Raw genomic sequence first — 21861 nt, 5'->3', positions numbered from 1 at the left:
CCGAACAATGGCAGTCGACACCGTGCGGTATCCAGCCACAATATTGAGTGCCCCCGCCAGAGCAAACCCTGTTCAAACGAACTCGCCTGAACAGGTGAAAGTGTTCGATAAAATAATAACTTAGAGCATTTCCACTGACTCAGTGTTCAGTGGGGCACCAGCAAGCGCAGCAGCGTCGCAAGACTTATGAACGCAACCGTGCTCGCAGCCCAGATCGCTACGAACCAGCCGAAGCGGCGAATGAAGCCGCGCGGCGCGGCTCCATCCCTGTAATGCAAGTCAGTGATGGACATCTGCTTCCGTCACCTTTCCACGGAACACATGATAGGAATAAACCGAATAGATCAGAATGATCGGCAGAAGCACAGCCGTTCCAACAAGCTGGAACAATTGGCTGGACGGTGGGGAAGACACGCTCCACAGCGTCAGCGTCGGCGGCACGGCGTAGGGCCAAACGGTAATGGCGAGGCCGGAAAGGCAGAGAAAAAACCAGCCGAGCACGCACAGAAACGGCGTCCTAGAGTGCGCGCGGCGCAGACCCAGAAGAAACAGCGCCCCCAGGGCCACGACAAGAACCGGAACAGGCGCGACGTAAAGAACGTTCGGCCAAGCCGTCCACCGCGTGAGGTATGGCGCGTGCAGCATAGGCGTCCAGAAGCTGACCGCCACGATAGCGACGAACAGACTGGCCGCCAGCGCCGGAGCCAGTTTCCGGACAGAGACTTCAAGGTCTCCCGAGGTGCGCCAGATCAGCCAGGTTGCGCCGAGCAGGGTGTAGCCGCACACGACGGACAGGCCACACAACACACTGAACGGCGTCAGCCAGTCCAGCGGACCGCCTGCAAACGCACCATCCGAAACCGTGACGCCCTGTATGACGCCCGCGAGTATGCAGCCCTGGCAAAAAGCGGCGACGCCGGATCCGGCCATGAAGCCGATGTCCCACAGCGCAGCGCGTCCCCCATCTCGCGTCAAAATACGAAACTCGAAGGAAACGCCTCGAAAAATTAATGCAAGAAGCATCAGGACGATCGGCAGGTAAAGCGCAGGCAACAACGTTGCATATGCGCCCGGAAAGACGCCGTAAAGCACGGCGCCACCCAGCACCATCCACGTCTCGTTGCCATCCCATACAGGGGCGATGGTCTGCACCATCACGTCGCGTCGCAGCCGGTCGCGCTCTACGGCAAAAAGAATGCCGATCCCCAAATCGAAGCCATCAAGGATCACGTAGATCATGATGGCGGAACCAAGAATGCAGGCCCAGACAACGGGGAGCCAATATGCGAGTCCTGTCATGACCTTACACTCCGTCGTCGGTAACGGCGCGGACAGCCGCCGATTGTGCCCGTCCACCCAGAATTTCGCCAGCCGACGTCTCGTTGACGTCATGCTCTCCCGTTTCCGGGGCCCTACCGAGTATGCGCATCAGAATTCCAAGACCTGAGCCGAAGACCAGAACATAGACGATCACGAAAGCGGCCAGGGAAAGTTCGATGTTGGACAGGACTATGGGAGACACACTGTCCGTGGTCCGCAGCAAGCCATAGACCGTCCAGGGTTGGCGACCGACCTCCGTCGTCACCCAGCCGCAAAGCAGCGCGATGAATCCTGCCGGGGCCATCGCGACCGCAGCGCGATGGAGCGCGGCGCTCTCATACAGACGCTTGCGCCAACGCATAAACAGCGACCAGAATCCCAGCCCAGCCATCAGCACCGCCAGCGCGATCATGATGCGAAACGAGAAGAAAACGACAGGAGACGGCGGACGCTGGTCCCGCGGAAAATCCTTCATGCCCGGCACCTTGCCGTCGATGCTGTGGGTAAGGATCAGCGAACCGACCAGAGGAATCCCCACCGCATAATCGGTGCGCTCCGTCTTCATGTTGGGAATGCCGAACAGCAACTCTGGCGCCCGGCCTTCAGAAACCCAGTCGCCCTCCATAGCTGCGATCTTCACAGGCTGATATTTCAGCGTGTTCAGTCCATGCGCATCGCCGACCAGCATCTGCACCGGCGCGACGATGGCGGCCATCCACATGGCCATGGAGAACATAACCTTCACCGGCTCTGCGACAGGGGCTCCCTGCCGACGGGCGCGCAGCATGTGCCACGCGCCTGTCGCACCGACGACGAAGGCGACTGACAGAAATGCGGCGAGGCCCATATGCGCCAGCCGAAACGGGAATGACGGATTGAAAATGATCGCCAGCCAGTCAGCAGGCATGAAGCTTCCGGTCGCCGGGTCGATTGCATACCCTTGCGGCGTCTGCATCCAGGAGTTCGACGCCAGAATCCAGGTCATGGAAATCAAGGTGCCAACGGAGACCAGACACGTCGCGGCAAAATGCAATCCCCGCCCGACCTTGTTCATGCCGAACAGCATGACGCCAAGGAACCCCGCCTCCAGGAAGAACGCCGTCATCACTTCGTACGACAGAAGAACGCCGGTGATAGGACCGGCCTTGCGGGAGAATGGCGCCCAGTTGGTTCCGAATTCGTACGCCATGACGAGCCCCGACACGACGCCCATGGCGAAAACGACGGAAAACGCCTTTACCCAATAGCGATAAAGATCAAGATAAACCGAACGGCCGGTTCGCAGCCATAGTCCCTCAAGGACCGCGAGATAAGCCGCCAGTCCGATCGAAAACGCGGGAAAGACGATATGCACGCCGACGGTGAAGGCGAATTGAAATCGAGCCAGCAATAGCGCCAGATCGTGCGAACTTTGCAACATGACTTACTCTCCGCGTCCCAAAGGCGCATACCATGGGATAGCTGTCTGCGCGTTCAACGCACAGACAGCCGCTTACGTTTCACTGCACGGAAGACCGCTGCTATCGGCAGTCCTGTCGGCGCTGAAACTCTCCCAACTCCTAACGAACAAAAGAAAACCTGAGTGAAATCGCCAGAAACGCCTTTCTGGCGATTCTCGGCGCGTGTCACGCATCTTGCCGACCACGACGCACTATCCTGCCGCCGCACCTGAAACAGCGAACCAGACTTGACCCGACGAAGCCAACCCTTACCTGACCAATCACTACTGTTTCGAAAAAACTGTAACTATTAACTAGGTATGTTCTAACAAAAAGACGTCACACTCGCCAGTCAGTATTGAAGTCTTTTTTCTCCCTCCACGCACCTGCGAAACGATGTCAGAATGATAAAGGGAACAATTCGGCCGAGGAGTCGTCCGCCGTGACGGAGCAAGGACAATATGCCCCTGAAGAGGTGGACGCACATGGTTGGCGTCCTGTGGCTTTGGGGCTCGACCTGCCGCCCGCTTCCGTCACTGGAGCACGGATCGGCGAGCAACGACTGGCGATCTGGCGGAATTCACATGGCGACGTGAGGGCCTCCGATGATCGGTGCCCGCATCGCGGCATGAGACTCAGCCTCGGCTTCGTGCGCGACGATATGCTGGCGTGCCTCTATCACGGCTGGTGCTTCGACGCCGAAGGTCGCTGCAGGACCATTCCTGCGCACCCCGGCCTCAAGCCTGCAGCGACAATCCGAACGACAACCTTCCCGACCATTGAAAGCGATGGACTGATCTGGTGCCGGGTCGACGGCGTGGAGCGGCCGGAATCACCACCCGCCCTGACGTCACCCGCACACCGGACAACGCCCGTCCGCACAATCCGCATCGACGCGCCGACACGCAGCGTCTCACGCGCGCTCGGCATAAGCCCAGACGATCGGACCGCTCGGGTGAATCTGCCTCTCCACGATATCGCCGATACGCCGGACGACAACGCCCCCACCCCGAGCGACGCCGCCGCGATGAGCGCGGTAACCGTGGTGGTCGTGCAGCACGCTGTCGGACGAGAAGAAACCCGGCTCTATGTCCTGATAGAAGGAGACGCACCAACGACGACGATTCAGCGTGCGTCCCGATGGGCAAGCTCGCTACGCGACAAGGTGGAGCGGGAACATAAAGACGCTATCGTGGTCGAACATGTCTGATCTTGTCCTGTACGACGACGAACTGGACGAGGATTGCTACCGCGCCCGCCTTGCGCTGGCGTTGTGCGGCGTCGTCGCGCGGCTCCACGCCGTCGACGTGACGATGGCGCGGGAGCAGGACGCCCCGTCCTTTCGGATGCTGAGTCCCTCCGGGCGATTGCCGGCGCTTCAGGGAATGACCGGAACGGGCGATCTTCCCGCCATCTGCGGCGCTACAGCGGTGCTGCGAACCGTGGCGGCGCTCGCAGCATCCGATTCCGGATGGGCGCCGGTCGACGCGGGCGACGTCGCGTGTGTCGCTCACTGGATGAGCTTCGTAGAATGCGAATTGGCCCCGGCGCGACGTTTGCGCAGGCTGGCGTTGTTTGGCCCGTCTGCGGATGACTGCGACACGCAGACGTCAACCCCGGCGCACGCCGCCCTGCGCGTCATGGAAGACCATATGACGTTGCGCAGGATTTCGGGCCGAAGCTGGTTTGTGGGAAACAGGCCGACTATCGCCGATATCGCCCTGTTTCCGTCCTTCGCCCTGTGCCGCGACTACGGGTTGTCCCATGACGATTATCCAGCACTGCGCCGCTGGCAATCTTGCGTGAAGCGGCTTCCCGGGTTCATCGCAATGCCAGGCGTGCCGGAATACGGTTGACGGGGCGCTTTCATCAGGAGGACCCCGTACCGTGTTCACTATCGGCAAAATCCTGACGATCGCCCTCTCCCCAACCGCCCTGCTGGTCGAGGCGTTGCTGCTCGGTCTGCTGCTCCGCGCGACGCGCGCCGGGCGCGCCCTGGTGTGGGCCGCCGCCATCGGTTTCGGGGCGTGCCTCGTATTTCCCGTAGAACAATGGGCGGTCAGGCCACTTGACGACCGCTTTCCGCAAATCGTCGATCCGCCTGCCCACGTGGACGGGGTCATCGTCCTTGGCGGATCGATCGACGACGTGCTCAGTCAGGACCGAGGGACGCCAATCATCGCCAACGCCGCCAACCGTCTGACCGCTTTCGTGGCCTTGAGCCGCCGGTATCCGGATGCGAAGCTGGTTTTCACCGGGGGTTCCGGCGACATCAAGCAGGGCGTCTCGAACGAGGCCAAATGGGCGCGGATGGCTCTCACCGAGCTTGGGCTGCCTCCGGACCGCGTGATCTACGAAGATCGTTCGCGCACCACGCGCGAAAACGCCACCGACAGCTACGCCCTTGTTCATCCGAAGCCTGATGAAGTCTGGGTGCTGATCACCTCCGCCAGTCATATGCCGCGCTCTGTCGGCGTGTTCCGCAAGATCGGGTGGAACGTGCTTCCCTTCCCTGTTGGGTATGTGTCACGCGAACGTTTGAGCGCATGGCCCTTGTCTCTCGGCGGTCGTCTGGCGACGCTGGACTGGGCTGCGCACGAATGGATCGGCCTGACCGCCTATCGGCTCAGAGGCTGGACCGACGCATGGTTCCCCGGTCCGGGAAACTCTGCCTCTGCAGCTTCGACCAGGACAGAATAAAGCACGGGTTCGGGATTACGTCGCCCTCATGACCATCACGCCTTCGGTCAACCTGCCCTTGTCCGCACTCCAGCCATGCTCCGAACGAACGCTTAATCCGCGCGCAGTTCCGCTCCTGCTCATCACCGACCGCGACAGGGGAGCCGGGAAGAGTGTAGGATCGCTCGTCAAGAAAACGAATGGCAAAGGATCAGGATCCGTGACCGCAACTCTCGGCAAAAAACATTGGTTCCTGTTCGTCGCCCTCGGCGTCGTCAGCATCGTTCTCGGCGCAATCGCATGGGTTGACGCAATTTCCGTTACGCTCGCCAGTACGATCGTGCTGGGGGCTCTCCTGATCGTCGCTGGCGTAGCGCAGGTGATCCACGCTTTCGCGGTGAAGGACTGGGGAGGTTTCCTGTTCTCCATTCTCGGAGGCGCGCTGTATGTTGTGGGTGGCGGCCTGCTGATAGAGGAACCGGTCGCGGGCTCGGTCGTCATCACGATCTTCGTGGCTGTCAGTCTGGTCATCAGCGGCGTGACGCGTGCAGTGATCGCAGCACGCCATCGGGAACTCTCCGGCTGGTGGGTCGTCCTGCTCGGCGGACTGTTCAGCTTTGTCGTCGGCGTGACGTTATATGCGACTCTGCCGTGGTCCGGGCTGTGGCTGATCGGCACGATTATCGCTGCGGAGTTGATCTTCGTCGGCGTCGGCTGGATTCAGTTCGGACTGGCGCTGCGGCGCGGCGCGATTGCGACGTTGGGCACCGGCTTCTGATGGGGGGGGCGTTCCGCCGCAGCAGATCGTGATTAGATCAAATCGTCTGGCGATATGAGGATGCTTTAAGCGCGATCAGGACGCGCTCGTAGCCGGAGGAGCCTGAGGCAAGTCGCATTTCAGGCGTTACGCCTCACGGCGTGCGCCCAGGGACACGCCAGCTGGCGCTGCAGTTTCAAAAGTCAGGAGCATGCGATGAGCGACAATCACGAGATACGCGATCTTCCCATCGGGATCGATGCAAGCGGCGTGCGCGTCGAGACGGACTCCATGGGCTCCATCGAAGTGCCCGCCGACCATTACTGGGGCGCGCAGACGCAACGCAGTCTGGTGCATTTCTCGATCGGCCGGGACGTAATGCCGATCGAGCTGTGCCGGGCCTATGGCGTGGTAAAAAAAGCCGCCGCCTTGGTGAACGCGGCCGACGGGCGGCTCCCGCAATGGAAGGCGGACGCGATCATTCGGGCGGCGGACGAAGTGACTGCGGGCAAACTTGACCACGAGTTCCCGCTGTTCGTGTGGCAGACCGGCTCCGGCACCCAGACCAACATGAACGCCAACGAAGTGATTTCAAATCGCGCGATCCAGCTTCTGGGCGGCGAGATCGGTTCGAAGAAACCCGTTCATCCCAATGACGACGTCAATATGGGGCAATCGAGCAATGACTCGTTTCCCACCACCATGCACGTCGTCACGCTCCTGCAGATCGACGACGCGCTCATCCCGCAGGTGGAAGCTCTGATCGCCGCGATTTCCAGCAAAGCGGAACTGTGGGCGAAAGTCGTGAAGATCGGCCGTACGCACCTGCAGGACGCCGTGCCTTTGACTGTCGGGCAGGAATGGTCCGGCTGGGCGCAGCAGCTCGAAGACGCTCTGGATGCGTTGAGAGCCGCCCGGGGCGGCCTGTTGCAGCTTGCCGCCGGAGGGACCGCCGTGGGCACCGGCCTCAACGCGCCCCCGGGTTTCAGCCGGGCCATCGCTGAGCAGATCGCAAGCCTCACCGGACGCGCTTTTGTCACCGCGCCGAACAAATTTGCGGCCCTTGGCGGTCTTGACGCCATGGTGCGCGCGTCGGCAGGCCTGCGCGGCGTCGCCGTCGCACTGATGAAGATAGCAAACGACATGCGCTGGCTGGGCTCCGGTCCTCGTTGTGGACTGGGAGAACTGCGCCTGCCGGAAAACGAACCCGGTTCGTCGATCATGCCGGGCAAGGTGAACCCGACGCAGTGCGAGGCGCTGGTCATGATCGCCACACAGGTGCTGGGCAACGACGCAGCCGTCGCGTTCGCCGGAGCGCAAGGCAATCTGGAACTGAACGTCATGCGCCCGGTCATCGTGGCGAATGTCCTGCACGCAATCCGCATTCTGGCCGACGGCTGTCACAATTTCCGCATTTTCTCGGTCGAGGGCACAACGCTCAACGAGGAACGCATCCGCCGCTACGTCGAAGGTTCGGTCATGCTGGTCACCGCCCTGAGTCCAGTGGTCGGATACGACAAGGCCTCGGCCGTCGCTCATCGCGCAATCGAACACGACGAAACGCTCCGCGAGGCGGCGCTTGCGCTCGGCGTCGACGCGGAGACGTTCGACCGGCATGTAAAGCCGCTCGACATGGTAGGCGACGGCTACGCTGGCGCGTGAGCCTGCCGTTCAGGCAGCGCCGTTTTCGATCATTTTCCCGAATTAGAAACGACAGGGCTTGGTTACGTTTTAGAGCGAACTGAAAGCCATTTTCAGGCCGATGAGTTGTCGGGACGATTCAGATCGGCGCGCGCGTCGCCCCGGAGCGTTCCCCCTTCATCGAGTTTGCCGGACTAAGAGCGTCTGTCGGAACTATCTCTCGTTTTCACCTTGCTAGCCTGCCCTGCTGCTCGCCTGAAGACGCTCGCACGTGGCTTTCAAGAACATTCCAGGCTTTGGTTTTTCGTTCTGATGCGTCTTTATCAAATCTTCCGGTTCGTTGCGGCCTGACACGCCCCAGCCTGCGGCGCTCCGTTTAGGCCGCGAGGCGCGCACTTCGCCCGAACAGTTTCGCACATTCGGCGCATCCGACGATGCGCCAGCCTAGGCTTTTCTCCCCGATTTCTCCCGCCTCCGCGCGAATCATTTCAAAAAATCAATGGTCACTCGATCGTTTCAACATATATGCTTTTTTGTGCATGCCCTATGCCTCTCGCACGATTGCAATTGCGAGATCGTTACAGAAGTGCTGCGATACGATTGTGGGGCGGGGTTTTTATAAATAACAAAAATAATTAGTTATTTATTTCTCGCTCCCGCAAACGTTCACGACAAGACTCTCGTCATCACAGTCTCCGGGGCGCACGCAGGAATGGAACTTCCGGCACTGATCTACTTTACGAACCTTGTAGACGAAGGCTCCGCGGCGCGCGCAGCCCTCGCTCTGGGCGTCAGCGCGTCCGCGATCACTCACAGCGTGTCTGCGCTTGAACAGGCGATGGCGGCGCACCTCCTGTCCCGCACGTCGCTTCGTAAAGGAGGCCGGGCGCTGACGACCGCGTATGGCGAAAGTCTGTATAACTCCGCCCGTCAATTACTGGGCTGGTGCGGCTCTCTGATCTCTAACAACCAGATCATCGGGCAGCCCGAAGAGAACGCACCCGCCCCTTTGTCGACCCACGACATGCGCGCCCTGCTTCAGTCAGGCCTGACTTTGCGCATGATCGGTTATTTCCTCACCGTCTACGAAACGGGGCGTATCGCTGCGGCGGCGCAACGGCTGTCGCTTACGCAACCGACGCTTTCGCGGCAGATCCGCAGGCTTGAGGAAATTCTCGGTCGCACGCTCTTCGTGCGCAGTTCCAATGGGGCCGAACCAACTACCGCCGCGGAACTGCTGAGGCAGGGGTGCCAACTCGTAGACAACACGTACCGACAAATCACCCGAGACGAAAACTTCAGCTATTTCCGGGAATCAAGAACGCTGCGCCTTGCGTCCATGATGCCGACCAGTAGCGAAAGCTCGTTGACAGCAGTGCTGGCCAACCTCGTTCGTCTCTGGCGCCACCGCCGTTATCAACCCTCCCTCACAATTTCGACCATCGCGGCGCCGCAGATGGTGGAAGGACTTCTCGACGGAAGATTCGACGCCGGATTGACCGACCTGATCGATATTCCATCCAGTCTGGATCGTGAGGATCTCGAAAGATCGCCAATTTATCTGGTGTTCGACCGCTCGCATGGCCCCAGAAGCGGACAAACGCCGAAAATGATCATCAGCACGCAGCTTCTTGCCGTGCCCGCTCTGGGGACAGGCCTACGCCGCATCACGGATCGCTACCTCGATCAGGAAGGCGTAACGCCAACCGCAATTTTTGAAACGCAATCGCTGTCGCTGATCCTCCGGCTCGTCGAGGACGGAACATGCTGCGCAATTCTGCCCGCCGGATCGTTTCAGTCTCAGGCTGTCCATGCCTGGCCACTGCCGGATCGTTATCGCATGACGACGCGCCTGATATGGAGGAAGGATCATTCGAATCTCGCGATCATCGAGCGTCTGCGCGCATGTTTCGCCGAAACTCGTATGGAGGGAAACTCCGCGTCGCGAAGGCCTGCGGCATGAACGCGGCGCCTGCGTCCCTCTCTCCTGCCGTCGCACGCCGCCGGACATGGACGGTCGCTTTTCTGGTAGCCGCTGGCTGCATCAGCTACATCGACCGCGCGGCGCTGTCCGTCAGCAGCACCGCAGTTATGGCCGAAATGCACATGTCCTACACCCGGATGGGCCTGCTGTTATCGGTCTTCGCCTGGGCGTATCTCGCCGGGCAAATTCCGATGGGTCTGCTCGCGGATCGCATCAACAGCCGAAGCCTTCTTGGCGCGGGGCTCGCCATATGGTCCTGCGCGCAAATGGCGTTTGGACTTGTGCATGGTTCTGCGGGTCTGTTTCTTGCCCGCATCGGACTGGGATTAGGCGAGACGCCGCTTTTCCTTTCCGGCACGCGCGCGCTTGTCCTGTGGTTTCGCCCGGAAGAGCGCGGACGGCCGATCGGGCTGTTCAACGGTTCGGCCGCTTTGGGGCCAGCCATCGCCCCGCCAGTTCTGCTTGCGATCATGGCGGTGTGGGGCTGGCGCGGCATGTCGGTGACCATCGGCGCCGTCAGCCTCCTTCTTGCACTGGCCTGGGTGATTTTCTATCGCGAACCACAGGAGTTGCCGCTCGCGCCAGATGATCGTCGCGCTCTTCCTCCGCCTTCACCCACGGTTCATTCCGGAATTACTGAAGTCCTGAAAGACGATCTGAGCTATCTGCTGCGCAAACGTTCGAGCTGGGTCATTACCACCGGTTTCGCTGGCGTCATCTACGTAACATGGCTCTATGCGACGTGGATGCCTGCCTGGCTCGAAAAATCTCAGAAACTGACTACCGATCAAGCCGGACTTTTATCGGCCGCGCCTCAGTTCTGCGGCTTCGCCGGAAGCTTACTGGGCGGATTCATCTCGGATCGGCTGGCCGCTCGCGGGATGGATCCACTCAACGCCAGCAGAGCGCCACTTGTGTTGGCTATGCTGATCTCCGCCTGCGCCACTGCGTTGACGACGCTACGCCTTGGCCTCCCTCTCATGGTCGCGTTCATGGCGCTCGCCCTGTTTGCAGGAGGACTGGCCATGACGTGCGGGTGGACGCTCGGAACGATTATCGCATCGGAAAATCGCGTCGCTACGCTGGAAGCCATTCAAAACACAGGGGGCTCTCTCGGAGGAGCCCTGGCGCCAGCGATCACCGGCGCGCTGGCCGATCATTTCTCGAGTTTTACACCGTCAATGCTTGTCGCCAGCGCAATCGGCGTCGGGTGCGCACTCATCTACCAATTCGGGCTGCGTCCGGGCGACGCTGCGCATCGTCCAACGGCCCTATGAAACCCATCTTACAAGCCAGGGAAATACCGCAATGACGTCTCGGCAACTCCTCACACTTTCCAGCATCATCAGCAGCCTTGCAATTATTTCCAGCGCCTACGCAGCCCCGACCTCCTCCAAGCCGAAGACGTTGCGAAAGCCGTTGACGCACCCCTTGGCGGCAGGTGCTGCATCCTCACCCACCAGCCCACAATCCACGCCACGACACGCCAGGGCGATCGCGCAGGGCAACGAAGCCGTGACCGTCTTCGGGCGCGGCTCCACACGGCAAATGACCAGCGTCACTCACACGATGATGCAGCAAAGCGTGCCCGGCACGTCGCCACTGAAGGTGCTGAGCCAATTGCCGGGCGTCGTCTATCAGTCGGCGGATCCATTCGGCGCATATGAGTACTCCAGCCAGATTTTCATGCGCGGGTTCAGCCAGTCTCAACTTGGATTCACGCTCGACGACATTCCGCTCGGCGATCAACAGTTCAACAACTACAATGGCCTCGCCGTGACGCGCGCCATCATCTCTGACAATGTCGGCGGCGTGGACGTATCGCAGGGAGCGGGCGCAATCGACGTCGCCTCCACCAGCAATCTGGGCGGCGCCATCGAGACCCACTCGCTTGATCCGTCGCACAAACGGGGCGGTTCAATTGGTCAGACCTTCGGCAGCAACTCCACGATGCGGACGTTCGTGCGTCTGGAAAGCGGCGACCTGAACCCGACCGGAACACGGTTTTACGTTTCTTACGCGCGCCTGAATGAAAATTTGTGGAAAGGTTCCGGTTACGATCATTCGGATCAGGTCAATGCAAAATTCGTACAACCGCTCGCGCGTGGCTCTTCCGTGAAAGTCTTCTTCGACTGGAGTTCGATCCAGCAGTTCGACTATCAGGACATGACGATGAACTGGCTGCATACGGTCGGCCCCAACCTCGCCAACTATTACCCCGATTACACTGCGGCCTATAACGCGGCCCTCGGCCACTATTCTTCGACCGTGCTCAAGACCAACGATCCTCTCGACGCCGCTTACTACGCGGGCACGGCCAATCGCGTCGACTATCTGGGCGGCGTCACGCTCGACGAAAATCTCACATCGTCGCTGAACTGGAAAACCACGCTATACGCCCATGGCGATAGCGGATACAGCACCTGGACGACACCCTACATGCCTTCGCCCAACGGTGCGCCGCTCTCGCAGCGCGTCCAGACTCCGGGCATCGCGCGAGGCGGTTTCGAAACGGCCCTGACATGGAAAATCGGGCGGCATAAGCTGAACGCGGGTGTCTGGTATGAATACGGCAACTTCACCGAAAGCCGCTATTTCACCGAGGCGCCGCTGCTCGGGCAGGGCACGCTCGGCAACCCGACCACCGGCTTTCCGGGCGACAAAATTTTTGCGACCCCATGGCAGGAAGCGTTCTCCACGAACACGTTCGTGTTCCACCTTCAGGACACCTACAAGATTACCGACACTCTGACGGTGAACGCAGGCTTCAAGTCGATGATCGTCAATTCCGGCAACAGCGTGCTGACGCAGGACGCCGCCATCAACGGCACCCAGGTCGCGCAGGGGCGTCTGGAGGCGTCAAACGCCTTCCTGCCTCAGGTTTCCGCGATATGGCGATTCCTGCCTCGTCACGAATTGTTCTTCGACGTATCGCATAATATGCGTTCCTTCCCTCTCGACGGCTACGGAACCAACGTGTCGGCGACGCCATGGACCGCCTCGCAAGCCAGTTTTCAGGCGACGAAAAACACGCTGAAACCGGAAACGGACTGGGTATACGAAGGCGGCTACCGCTACACCTCTCCGATTGTCAGCGCTCTTGCCTCCCTCTACCGCATCAATTTTTCCAACCGGTTGCAGTTGATCACCAACAATTCGGGTATCAACCCGATCACCGCAGTGCAGAACGTCGGCGGCGTGACGACCAACGGCGCGGAAGCGAGCGTGACCGTTCGGCCTCTGGAAGGCCTTTCAATCTACAACTCCTTCTCCTATGCGCACTCGACGTATGACCAGAACGTCGCGACGTCCTCCGGCGTCGAGCCGACACGTGGCAAACTGGTCCCGAACTATCCACAGTTCATGTATAAAGCGAACGTCACCTACCGTATCGGCGGTTTCGATACGCATGTCGACGGAATCTACATGTCGCATCGGCAACTGACTTATACCAACGACCTGCATGCTCCAGGATATTTCCTGATGAATTTCGGAGCGCGATACAATTTTGGAAATGCAGGGCCTCTGAAGGGCATTACGGCGGCGTTCAACATCTACAACCTGACGAACAAGACCTACATCGCGACGACGAACGAACTGGGAAACAACTTCACGAATACCGGTTACAATTATTTCCTGATGGGCGCGCCACGGCAGTTCTTCGGCACGATCAGCGCAAGTTTCTGATCGCGAGGCGTCGTCATGACAACGGTGCAGCCACGGGCAAAAAAAATGGCGATCGTGGCCGCCTGCGTCGGCAATCTTCTCGAATGGTATGACTTTTCGGTCTACGCGCTCTTTGCACCCTATATCGCGAAAGCATTGCTGCCGCCGTCCGACCCACTGTCCCTTCTGGCCCAGAGCCTGCTGGTGTTCGGACTGGGCGCCGTCGCCCGCCCGCTGGGGGCGTTGCTGCTCGGACATTATGCCGACGCGCGTGGGCGCGGTCCGACGCTGATGCTGACATGCGCATTGATGGGCGTCGGCACAGCTTGCATTCTGTTCGACCCGCCCTACGCGATCGCCGGGCGCGCCTCGATCATCGTTCTGTGCGTCGGGCGTCTATTGCAAGGAATTTCAGCAGGCGGCGAAATCGGAGGGGCTGCTGCTTTCCTTGTGGAGGGGGCCACCGGTGGACGAGCGGGGTTCTCCGCCTCCTTCCTGCAGGCGACCATGGGGTTGTCGAATATGCTCGGCGCTCTCGTGGCCGCCTGCGTCACGGCGTTTCTGAGCGACGCGCAGATCGCCGCGTGGGGATGGCGCGCGCCATTTGCTATCGGTCTTGCAATCATCCCGCTCGGCGTCATCATGCGTCGCAACGTGTCCTCGCCGGCCCGACGAATGGCCGCACGCGAAACGCTCGCCATCGGCGTTTTGGCGAAGCGCCACAAGGGCTCGGTTTTCGCCGCACTTGGGCTATCCCTGTTATGGGGCGCGGCGCCCTACGCCCTGATCATATACCTTCCTCTCTACGTGCAGCGTTTTTTTGGCGTCGCGCCCCACGCCAGCTATGTGGCCTACCTCTTTGGCAACATCGCGCTGGTGGCAGGTTCTCTTACGGCGGGCAAACTGGCTGACCGGTTCGGCGCACGCCACGTCATGCTCGCGTCTGCTTTCCTGCTTCTGCTTCTTCCCGCCCCCATCTTGTCCGTGCTGACTGTCAGCCACGGCGTCATCACCATGATCGTAGTCGCCGCCTTATTGTGTTTTCTGGTTTCCCTGTTTGTCGGCGCAGCGCCTTTGGGAATCGCAGGGCTGTTCCCGAAATCAGTGCGCGCAAGCGGCATCGCATTGTCGTATAATATTGCAGTTTCTCTATTCGGCGGCTTCGCGCCGGCGATTTTGACCGCTCTCGGAAATGTCTGGCGTGGCGTCCCCAGCGCCGCGCTCTATGTGTCGATCGCGGCGCTTCCGGCGTTGGCCGCCCTGCTCTCGCCCACGTTCTCACGACCGTCTTATGACCCGGACGGTCCGGAGGTATAGCCTACGCACCAAAAAGCATAGGGGAGCAGTCTCCTGATGATGAAACACTTTAGTCCACGCCAACGAAAGAAAGGCCGCCGTGACCGCGATCACCCTGACCGGAACAACATTGCCGCTGAGCGACCTGATCGCAGTCGCTGACGGCGCTTATGTCAAGCTCGGTGGAGATGGCGTAGCGCGTCTGCTTGCTGGCCAACGCTCGCTTGAACGCGCTCTCGACAGAGGCGACGGCATCTACGGCACGACCAGCATGGTCGGCGCATTCAAGGACAGCCGGGTGTCGGGTGACGAGCGCCCGAAATATGCGTTGCGGCTCCTGCGTTCCCACTTGCTCGGAACCGGCCCACATATGCCGCGCCGTGTGGTCAGGACGGCCATGACGGCCCGGTTGAATGGCTTGCTGACCGGTCACACTGGCGCCAGCGTGCATCTCGCCCATGCGCTCGCGGCGCTCCTCAACGCGGGGATCACCCCGGTCGTGCCTGAATATGGCTCCATCGGTTGCGCCGACGTCGGGTTGATGAGCCATATCGGCGCCACCCTCCTTGGTGAAGGAGACGCCTACGGCCCCGACCATGAGCAGCCAGAATCTGCCGCCGCGCTGCTCACCCGGTTCAGTCTCGCGCCGATCGATCCGGGGCCAAAGGATGTGATGACAGTTCTCTCCAGCAACGCGCTAGGCGTTGCCGGGGTGGCGATCGCCGTCGCTGACCTCCGCGCGCGGTTGCCCCTGCTGCTGTCGGTTTTTACCCTCAGCGCCGCAGGATTTGGCGCCTTCGGAGCGCCGTGGGAAACGGCGCGGCTCACCGGAACAGAAACGGAAACGCGCGTGGCGTGCTTTCTGCAAAGTCTGTGCTGTGAAAGCGACTGGACGCCGCGCCGAAATCTTCAGGATCCACTGAGTTTCCGCTGCATGCCACAAATCGGCGGTGGCCTGCTCTGCGCGCTGGACCGCGCCGAAGAGACGCTCGCGCACAACCTGTCGCACGCTGACGACAATCCGATACTTCTCGATGGCCGGGCCATGACTTCTGGCGCCTCGCTCCCGCTTGCGCTGGCCCTCGACGCTCAATCGCTCGTCCTCGCGCTTTGCCATTACGTTCGGGGCGCGCTCGGGCGCATTCTCGCCCTCTGTCGCGAGGATCTTTCCGGCCTGCCGCGCAACCTGACCCTCGAACCCGGACGGCAGGTCGCGTTTGGAGCCGCCACTAAACTTGCCGCAGATCTGACGACCTCTATCCTGCGGGAATCCACGCCCACATCGCTGTATCAGATTCCTGTGGCCAACGGGTTTGAGGACGAGGCCAGCTACCTCCCCTCAGTCGCACGCGCACTGACAACACAGATTTCCTTGCTCACCCCGTTACTCGCGCTTGAGGCCATGGCCGCGCGGCAGGCAATCCATCTGTCGGACGCGCGTCCCAGTGGATCGCCCGGAGCGCTTCTCCACGCCCTGAAGCAGGAGACGCCTCTTCTCGACGACAGCGGTCCCGTGTCCGACGCCCTGCGGTCGACGGAGACGGTTCTGGATCGCTTCGCCAGAGCCTACGCCGAGACCCCGCCAGACGCATTTCGCTTTCCTCCTCCTGCAGCCAGGGAATCCTCAACCGATGCATGACCTGCTTCTCAAAGGCGCAGTCGTCACCACCCGGACCGTGTCGCCAGACGCCTGGATTGTGATCGACGACGGCCGCATCAGTCAGATCGGTCAGGGCCCAGCACCCGACGCGCGTGAGATTCAGGATTATGGCGACGCGCTGATCCTGCCCGGCGCGATCGATCCGCAGGTCCACTCACGCTCCCAGAAGGGTCAAGAGGATTTCATCTGGAGCACCCGCGCCGCTGCGGCGGGCGGCGTCACGACAATCGCCGACATGCCTTATGACGACGGCTTTCTGGTCAGCACTGCCGAAAATCTCCGGCAAAAGGCGCGCGAGGCCAGGGAACAGGCGCGCGTCGATTTCGCGCTGTGGGGCACAATCGCACCGGATGACGGTCCTCGCCACATTCCCGCCGTCGCGGAAGCAGGCGCCTGCGGCTTCAAGTTTTCGACGTTTGGCACAGACCCCGTGCGTTTCCCCAGAATTCCGCCGGACCTGCTGGCTTCATGCTTCGAAGCCGTCGCCAAAACCGGCCTTATCGCCGGGGTTCATAACGAAGACGACGAGATGGTCCGCGCACGGATCACCGCTGTCATAAACGCCGGCGTTACGGACTGGCGGGCCCACGGCATGTCGCGCCCGCCACTGGCGGAAACGCTGGCAATGGCGCAGATTTACGAGACGGCCGCGGCAACCGGATGTTCGGCGCACGTCGTGCACTGCTCTGTCGCGCGCGGTTACGCCTTGTGTGAAGCCTACCGCCAGCAGGGATTCGACACGACCGTCGAGGCCTGCATACATTATCTCATTCTAGACGAAGAGAATGACGTAGCCCGCCTGGGCGGTCGCGCGAAGATCAACCCTCCCATCCGTCCGCGCGCAGAGGTCGAAGGTCTGTGGGCGCACCTCGCCGCCGGAAACGTCACTGTCGTCTCCACCGACCATGTATCATGGTCCCTGAACAGAAAATCCGATCCGGAGATGCTGAAAAACGCCTCCGGCGCGCCAGGGCTGGAGGCGCTTTACCCCCTTCTCCTCACAGAACTCACGCGGCGCGGCCTGTCGCTGTCGCATGCGGCCCGATTGCTGGCGGAAAATCCCGCACGATTGTTTCGTCTCAGCGCACAAAAAGGCGGCCTCGCACCGGGACGCGACGCTGACATCACAATCGCAAGAAGACAGAACTGGATCTACGACGCGACGCAAAGCCGCCATTCCATCGCCGGATGGAGCGCCTACGATGGCCGCGCGCTCGACTGGCGTATCGCCGCGACATGGTTGCGAGGAAAGCTGGTTTTCGATGGACAAGATGTTCTTTCTGAGCCGGGAACAGGACGCTTCGTCCGCCCTCCTTCATCGGGAACATCCTCATGAGCATCGTCGGGTTTGTTCAAAGTAGCCGGCTGTGGGCTGACATCGAAGCACTTGCGGCTATAACGGAGCCCGGTCGCCCCTATACACGTCGTTCCTTCTCCGAACGCTTCATGCAGGGGCGCACGTGGCTCGTTGAACGCTTTCAGGACGCAGGCCTTGAAACGCGCATCGACGAAAGCGGCAATCTGATCGGGCGAAGGGCCGGATCCGAGAACGCTGTCGGCGTTCTTATGAGTGGATCGCATTCCGACACCGTGCCGGACGGCGGCCGCTTCGATGGCGTGCTTGGCGTTCTCGCCGCCTTGGAGTGCGCGCGCGCGTTCACCGACGCTGGCGTATCGTTGCGTCACCATCTTGAGATCGTTGATTTCCTTGCCGAAGAGCCTAGTGACTTCGGGATTTCCTGTATCGGAAGCCGAGGAATGACCGGCGCGCTTACTCAGGAGCACCTCGCGCTACGCGCCCCATGGGATGAAAGCCTGAGCGAAGCCATAACGCGCATGGGCGGCGATCCCGCTCAACTCACGGAGCCAAGACGTTCCGATATCCGCGCCTTTTTCGAGTTGCACATCGAACAGGGCGTCGTTCTTGAGCAGGAACGCCTCCAGATCGGAGTTGTCGAGGCCATCGCCGGGGTAACACGACTGGAAATCATATTCTCCGGACGTGCGGACCATGCAGGGACGACGCCGATGGATCGACGACAGGACGCCGCCGTCGCGGCTGCGCATGTGGTCAGCTTCGTCCACTCCGAGGCCCGCGTGCAAGCCGGGTCCGGCGCTGGCCACGTCACCGCAACCTGCGGAGTGATCGACATTTCTCCCAACGCCTCCAACGTCATTCCACGCACGGCGCGAATAATTGTCGATATTCGCGTCTCGGAGCGTCACGTCGCCGAGGCGCTTGTTTCAACAATTCAGGCGGCTTGCCGCGACGCCGCCTCAATCAGCGGAACGACGCTGACGCGTTTCACCATCCAGTCGGACACCTCGCCGACGCCATGCGCGCCGAAATTGATCGGCATTGTAGAAAAGTCTTCTATTGAAAACGGCTTCTCTCAACGCCGCATGGTCTCCGGAGCGGGGCATGACGCGGCGTTTCTCGCGCGGCTGGCGCCATCCGCGATGATCTTCACGCCGTGTCGAGACGGTCGCAGTCATGACCCTGACGAGTGGTGCGCGCCGGAAGACGCTGTACGGGGCGCGCGCGTTCTCGCTGACGCATTACTTGCGCGCGACCTCCTGACCTGAAGCCCTGACAACGAAAGGAGCGCCCGATGGGCCGGATACTGGTTGAAAAAGACGTCGAGGCCGCGATTGCTGGCGGCTCGGTTTTCGCATGTGGCGGCGGGGGCTGGGTTGAACATGGCCGCATGCTCGGAACTGCAGCGGTCAACGCAGGGCAACCTGAGCTGGTCGAAGCCGACGAGATTCCCGACGACGCGTTCATTGCCACCGCAGCCGCGATCGGAGCGCCCGCAAGCACGACGGAATGGCAGATGCTGGGCGTCGATTATGTCAACGCCGTGCGTCTGGTCGAGAAAGAACTGGGCCAACCAATCTACGGACTGATGATCGGACAGAACGGCAAGTCCAGCACGCTCAACGCATGGTTGCCCGGCGCCATTCTCGGCACAAAGGTCATCGACGCCGTTGGGGACATGCGCGCCCACCCCACAGGCGACATGGGCTCCATTGGCATGGCCGGATCGCCTGAAACCATGATTCAGGCCGTCGTAGGCGGCAACCGCGCGAACAACGCATATCTGGAAGTCGTCGCAAAAGGCGCTACGGCGCGTATCTCTCCCATTCTGCGCACGGCTTCGGATATGTCTGGCGGCTTCATCGCATCGTGCCGCAATCCACTGCGCGCCAGCTATGTAAAACGTCACGCCGCATGGGGCGGGATTTCCCGCGCACTGGCGCTCGGAGAAGCCATTATCGACGCCGCCTCCAAAGGAGGTTCGGCCATTATCGACACTATCGTGCGGCAACTGGACGGAGCCATTATCGCGCAGGGGAAAGTATCAAAGAAATCGGTTGTCTACACACCGGAAGCCTTTGACGTCGGCACGATTACTGTCGGCGTGGGAGATCACGCCGTTACGCTTCATGTCATGAATGAATATATGGCGGTGAACGACGCCGCTGGACAACGCATCGCCTCGTTCCCCGATATCATCACAACGCTCTCTCCATCAGGATATCCTCTTAGCGTCGGGGAGATTTCCGAGGGCGACGAAATCCTTGTTCTTCATGTGGAAAAGACAAAATTTCCACTCTCGTCAAGCGTTCTGGACCCTGCAGTCTACCCTCCCGTGGAACGCTCGCTCGGCATCGATCTGGCCAGTTACGCTATTGGTCTTCCTGAAAACCGGAGCTGATTCATGACCGTGAAAGAGTTTGGCGTCACATCTGGCGGTAATTTGCGCTGTCGCGGCTGGCGGCAGGAAGGCCTTCTGCGTCTTCTGGAAAACGTTCTTTCGGTGGGCGAAGATCCAGCGAACCTCGTGGTCTACGCAGCATTGGGGAAAGCCGCACGTGACTGGCCCTCGCATGATGCAATCGTAAGTGCGTTGACAACGATGCATGATGACGAAACGTTGATCGTGCAATCGGGAAAGCCTATCGGCGTCGTAAAAACGCATGAACGTGCGCCGATCGTCATCATGGCGAACTGCAATATCGTGGGTCAGTGGGCGAAAGCTGAAGAGTTTTATCGGCTGGAGCAAGATGGGCTGATCTGCTGGGGCGGTCTGACAGCCGGAGACTGGCAGTATATAGGCTCTCAAGGCGTCATCCAGGGCACTTATGAGATATTCCGTCGTATCGCCGAACAACATTTCAACGGCGCCCTGACCGGCCGCCTGATCTTGACCTCCGGTCTGGGCGGCATGGGCGGCGCGCAACCGTTGGCCGGACGACTTGCTGGCGCGATAATTTTGTGTGTGGAAGTCGATGAAGCACGCATAAGGCGCCGAATTGAAAACGGCTATCTTCAGCATCAGGCGGCGGGCCTCGACGAGGCGCTTCGTTTGGCGGACCAGGCTCGCGCGGCCGGAGAGGCCAGCTCTATCGGACTATGCGGCAACGCCGCCGATATTTTCCCCGAATTACTTCGTCGTGGCGTGACCCCCGATATCGTAACCGACCAGACGTCTGCTCATGACCTCATATACGGATATATTCCTCGCGGCCTTTCTATCGACGAAGCGCGGGCCATGCGTCAGAGCGATCCCGGCGGTTTATCAAAACTGTCTCTGACCTCTATCGCGCAGCATGTGCAGGCGATGCTCGATTTTCGCGCGAAAGGCTCGGTAGTATTCGATAACGGCAATCTTATCAGAACGCAGGCGCAAACTGCGGGGGTGACCAACGCATTCGACATCCCCATTTTCACAGAAGCCTATCTCCGTCCTCTTTTTGCTCGCGGAATCGGTCCTTTTCGTTGGATCGCGCTCTCCAACGACAAAAGCGATCTCAGTCGTATTGACGATTACCTGTTGAAGACATTTTCCGACAATCCATCTGTGGTGAACTGGATTACCCTCGCCCGCCTGCACGTCCCGGTGGAAGGGATGCCCGCACGGATTGCGTGGCTCGGACATGGAGATCGCACCAAAGTCGCACTGTCCGTAAACCGCATGGTGCGTGAGGGCGTTCTGTCAGGCCCTGTCGCCTTCACGCGCGATCATCTGGACGCCGGGGCTATGGCGCATCCCAATATAATGACCGAAAACATGAAGGATGGCTCCGACGCCATTGCCGACTGGCCGCTGCTCAATGCGATGCTGGCGTGCTCTTCGCAGGCCGATCTCGTCGCCATCCACTCCGGTGGAGGTGGATATGCTGGCTACATGACCAGCGCGGGCGTTACAACTATCGCAGATGGTTCGTCGGAGGCGGATGAAAGGTTGCGTCTAACCCTGACCAATGACACCAGCCTTGGCGTGATGCGCTACGCAGATGCGGGATACCCCGAGTCATTCAACGAAATTCAAAAATCGAACATCCCCTATATAAATCTTCGCTGAATCGCGCACTACACGCTGCTGGCGTTCGAATTTATAGAATTTCGAAAACG

At 60.5% G+C, this 21861-nt stretch carries 17 protein-coding genes; 14 read left to right on the top strand and 3 right to left on the bottom strand.

Going from position 1 to position 21861, the window contains the following annotated elements:
• Positions 1–146 precede the first annotated feature (146 nt).
• Genes J2D73_RS08980 through J2D73_RS08970 form a run of 3 tightly spaced genes read right to left on the bottom strand, consistent with a single transcriptional unit; the run spans position 147 to position 2737 of the window.
• Positions 147–293, bottom strand: coding sequence for a DUF2474 family protein (locus J2D73_RS08980; protein WP_084440458.1), 147 nt, complete (start codon positions 291–293; stop codon positions 147–149).
• Positions 280–1299 carry a cytochrome d ubiquinol oxidase subunit II gene (gene cydB, locus J2D73_RS08975; protein ID WP_086642765.1) on the bottom strand — a complete coding sequence of 340 codons (1020 nt, stop codon included), beginning with the start codon at positions 1297–1299 and terminating at the stop codon, positions 280–282. The genes J2D73_RS08980 and cydB overlap by 14 nt, the downstream gene beginning before the upstream one ends.
• A 4-nt stretch (positions 1300–1303) precedes the next feature.
• The gene (locus tag J2D73_RS08970) at positions 1304–2737 is read right to left on the bottom strand and encodes a cytochrome ubiquinol oxidase subunit I (protein ID WP_279380914.1); all 1434 of its coding nucleotides are present in this window, start codon (positions 2735–2737) and stop codon (positions 1304–1306) included.
• A gap of 464 nt (positions 2738–3201) precedes the next feature.
• Here J2D73_RS08970 and J2D73_RS08965 point away from each other — a divergent pair, with 464 nt between their 5' ends.
• From J2D73_RS08965 to J2D73_RS08900, 14 genes are all read left to right on the top strand, one after another.
• The gene (locus J2D73_RS08965) at positions 3202–3969 is read left to right on the top strand and encodes a Rieske 2Fe-2S domain-containing protein (RefSeq protein ID WP_341535058.1); all 768 of its coding nucleotides are present in this window, start codon (positions 3202–3204) and stop codon (positions 3967–3969) included.
• Positions 3962–4615, top strand: coding sequence for a glutathione S-transferase family protein (locus J2D73_RS08960; protein WP_207881246.1), 654 nt, complete (start codon positions 3962–3964; stop codon positions 4613–4615). Before J2D73_RS08965 ends, J2D73_RS08960 begins: the two co-directional genes overlap by 8 nt.
• Positions 4616–4646: 31 nt before the next feature.
• Entirely contained in the window at positions 4647–5459 is an 813-nt protein-coding gene (locus tag J2D73_RS08955) for an ElyC/SanA/YdcF family protein (RefSeq protein WP_207881245.1), read from the top strand.
• A gap of 199 nt (positions 5460–5658) precedes the next feature.
• Positions 5659–6216 (top strand): HdeD family acid-resistance protein, encoded by a 558-nt coding sequence (locus J2D73_RS08950; RefSeq protein ID WP_341535061.1) that lies wholly within the window; start codon positions 5659–5661, stop codon positions 6214–6216.
• A gap of 195 nt (positions 6217–6411) precedes the next feature.
• Positions 6412–7857: a class II fumarate hydratase gene (fumC, locus tag J2D73_RS08945; protein WP_207881243.1), complete on the top strand. Its 1446-nt coding sequence runs from the start codon at positions 6412–6414 to the stop codon at positions 7855–7857.
• Positions 7858–8548: 691 nt separating this feature from the next.
• The gene (locus J2D73_RS08940; RefSeq protein ID WP_207881242.1) at positions 8549–9799 is read left to right on the top strand and encodes a LysR family transcriptional regulator; all 1251 of its coding nucleotides are present in this window, start codon (positions 8549–8551) and stop codon (positions 9797–9799) included.
• The gene (locus J2D73_RS08935) at positions 9796–11097 is read left to right on the top strand and encodes an MFS transporter (RefSeq protein WP_207881241.1); all 1302 of its coding nucleotides are present in this window, start codon (positions 9796–9798) and stop codon (positions 11095–11097) included. The genes J2D73_RS08940 and J2D73_RS08935 overlap by 4 nt, the downstream gene beginning before the upstream one ends.
• A gap of 31 nt (positions 11098–11128) precedes the next feature.
• Positions 11129–13507, top strand: coding sequence for a TonB-dependent receptor (locus tag J2D73_RS08930; protein WP_207881240.1), 2379 nt, complete (start codon positions 11129–11131; stop codon positions 13505–13507).
• A 15-nt stretch (positions 13508–13522) separates the two neighbouring features.
• Positions 13523–14803 carry an MFS transporter gene (locus J2D73_RS08925; RefSeq protein WP_207881239.1) on the top strand — a complete coding sequence of 427 codons (1281 nt, stop codon included), beginning with the start codon at positions 13523–13525 and terminating at the stop codon, positions 14801–14803.
• A gap of 79 nt (positions 14804–14882) precedes the next feature.
• Positions 14883–16421 (top strand): aromatic amino acid lyase, encoded by a 1539-nt coding sequence (locus tag J2D73_RS08920; RefSeq protein ID WP_207881238.1) that lies wholly within the window; start codon positions 14883–14885, stop codon positions 16419–16421.
• Entirely contained in the window at positions 16414–17778 is a 1365-nt protein-coding gene (locus J2D73_RS08915) for a dihydroorotase (protein ID WP_207881237.1), read from the top strand. The genes J2D73_RS08920 and J2D73_RS08915 overlap by 8 nt, the downstream gene beginning before the upstream one ends.
• A complete protein-coding gene (locus J2D73_RS08910) occupies positions 17775–19028 on the top strand; it encodes a Zn-dependent hydrolase (protein WP_207881236.1) in 1254 nt (417 codons plus the stop codon). The genes J2D73_RS08915 and J2D73_RS08910 overlap by 4 nt, the downstream gene beginning before the upstream one ends.
• Positions 19029–19054: 26 nt before the next feature.
• The gene (locus J2D73_RS08905) at positions 19055–20161 is read left to right on the top strand and encodes a DUF917 domain-containing protein (RefSeq protein WP_207881235.1); all 1107 of its coding nucleotides are present in this window, start codon (positions 19055–19057) and stop codon (positions 20159–20161) included.
• Positions 20162–20164: 3 nt separating this feature from the next.
• Positions 20165–21811 carry a urocanate hydratase gene (locus J2D73_RS08900; protein ID WP_207881234.1) on the top strand — a complete coding sequence of 549 codons (1647 nt, stop codon included), beginning with the start codon at positions 20165–20167 and terminating at the stop codon, positions 21809–21811.
• Positions 21812–21861 lie beyond the last annotated feature (50 nt).

The organism is Acetobacter sacchari, from assembly GCF_017377715.1.
GTDB classification, from domain to species: domain Bacteria; phylum Pseudomonadota; class Alphaproteobacteria; order Acetobacterales; family Acetobacteraceae; genus Acetobacter; species Acetobacter sacchari.
The sequence above is the reverse complement of the archived record's forward strand: the minus strand, read 5'-3'. Positions and strand labels throughout refer to the sequence as shown.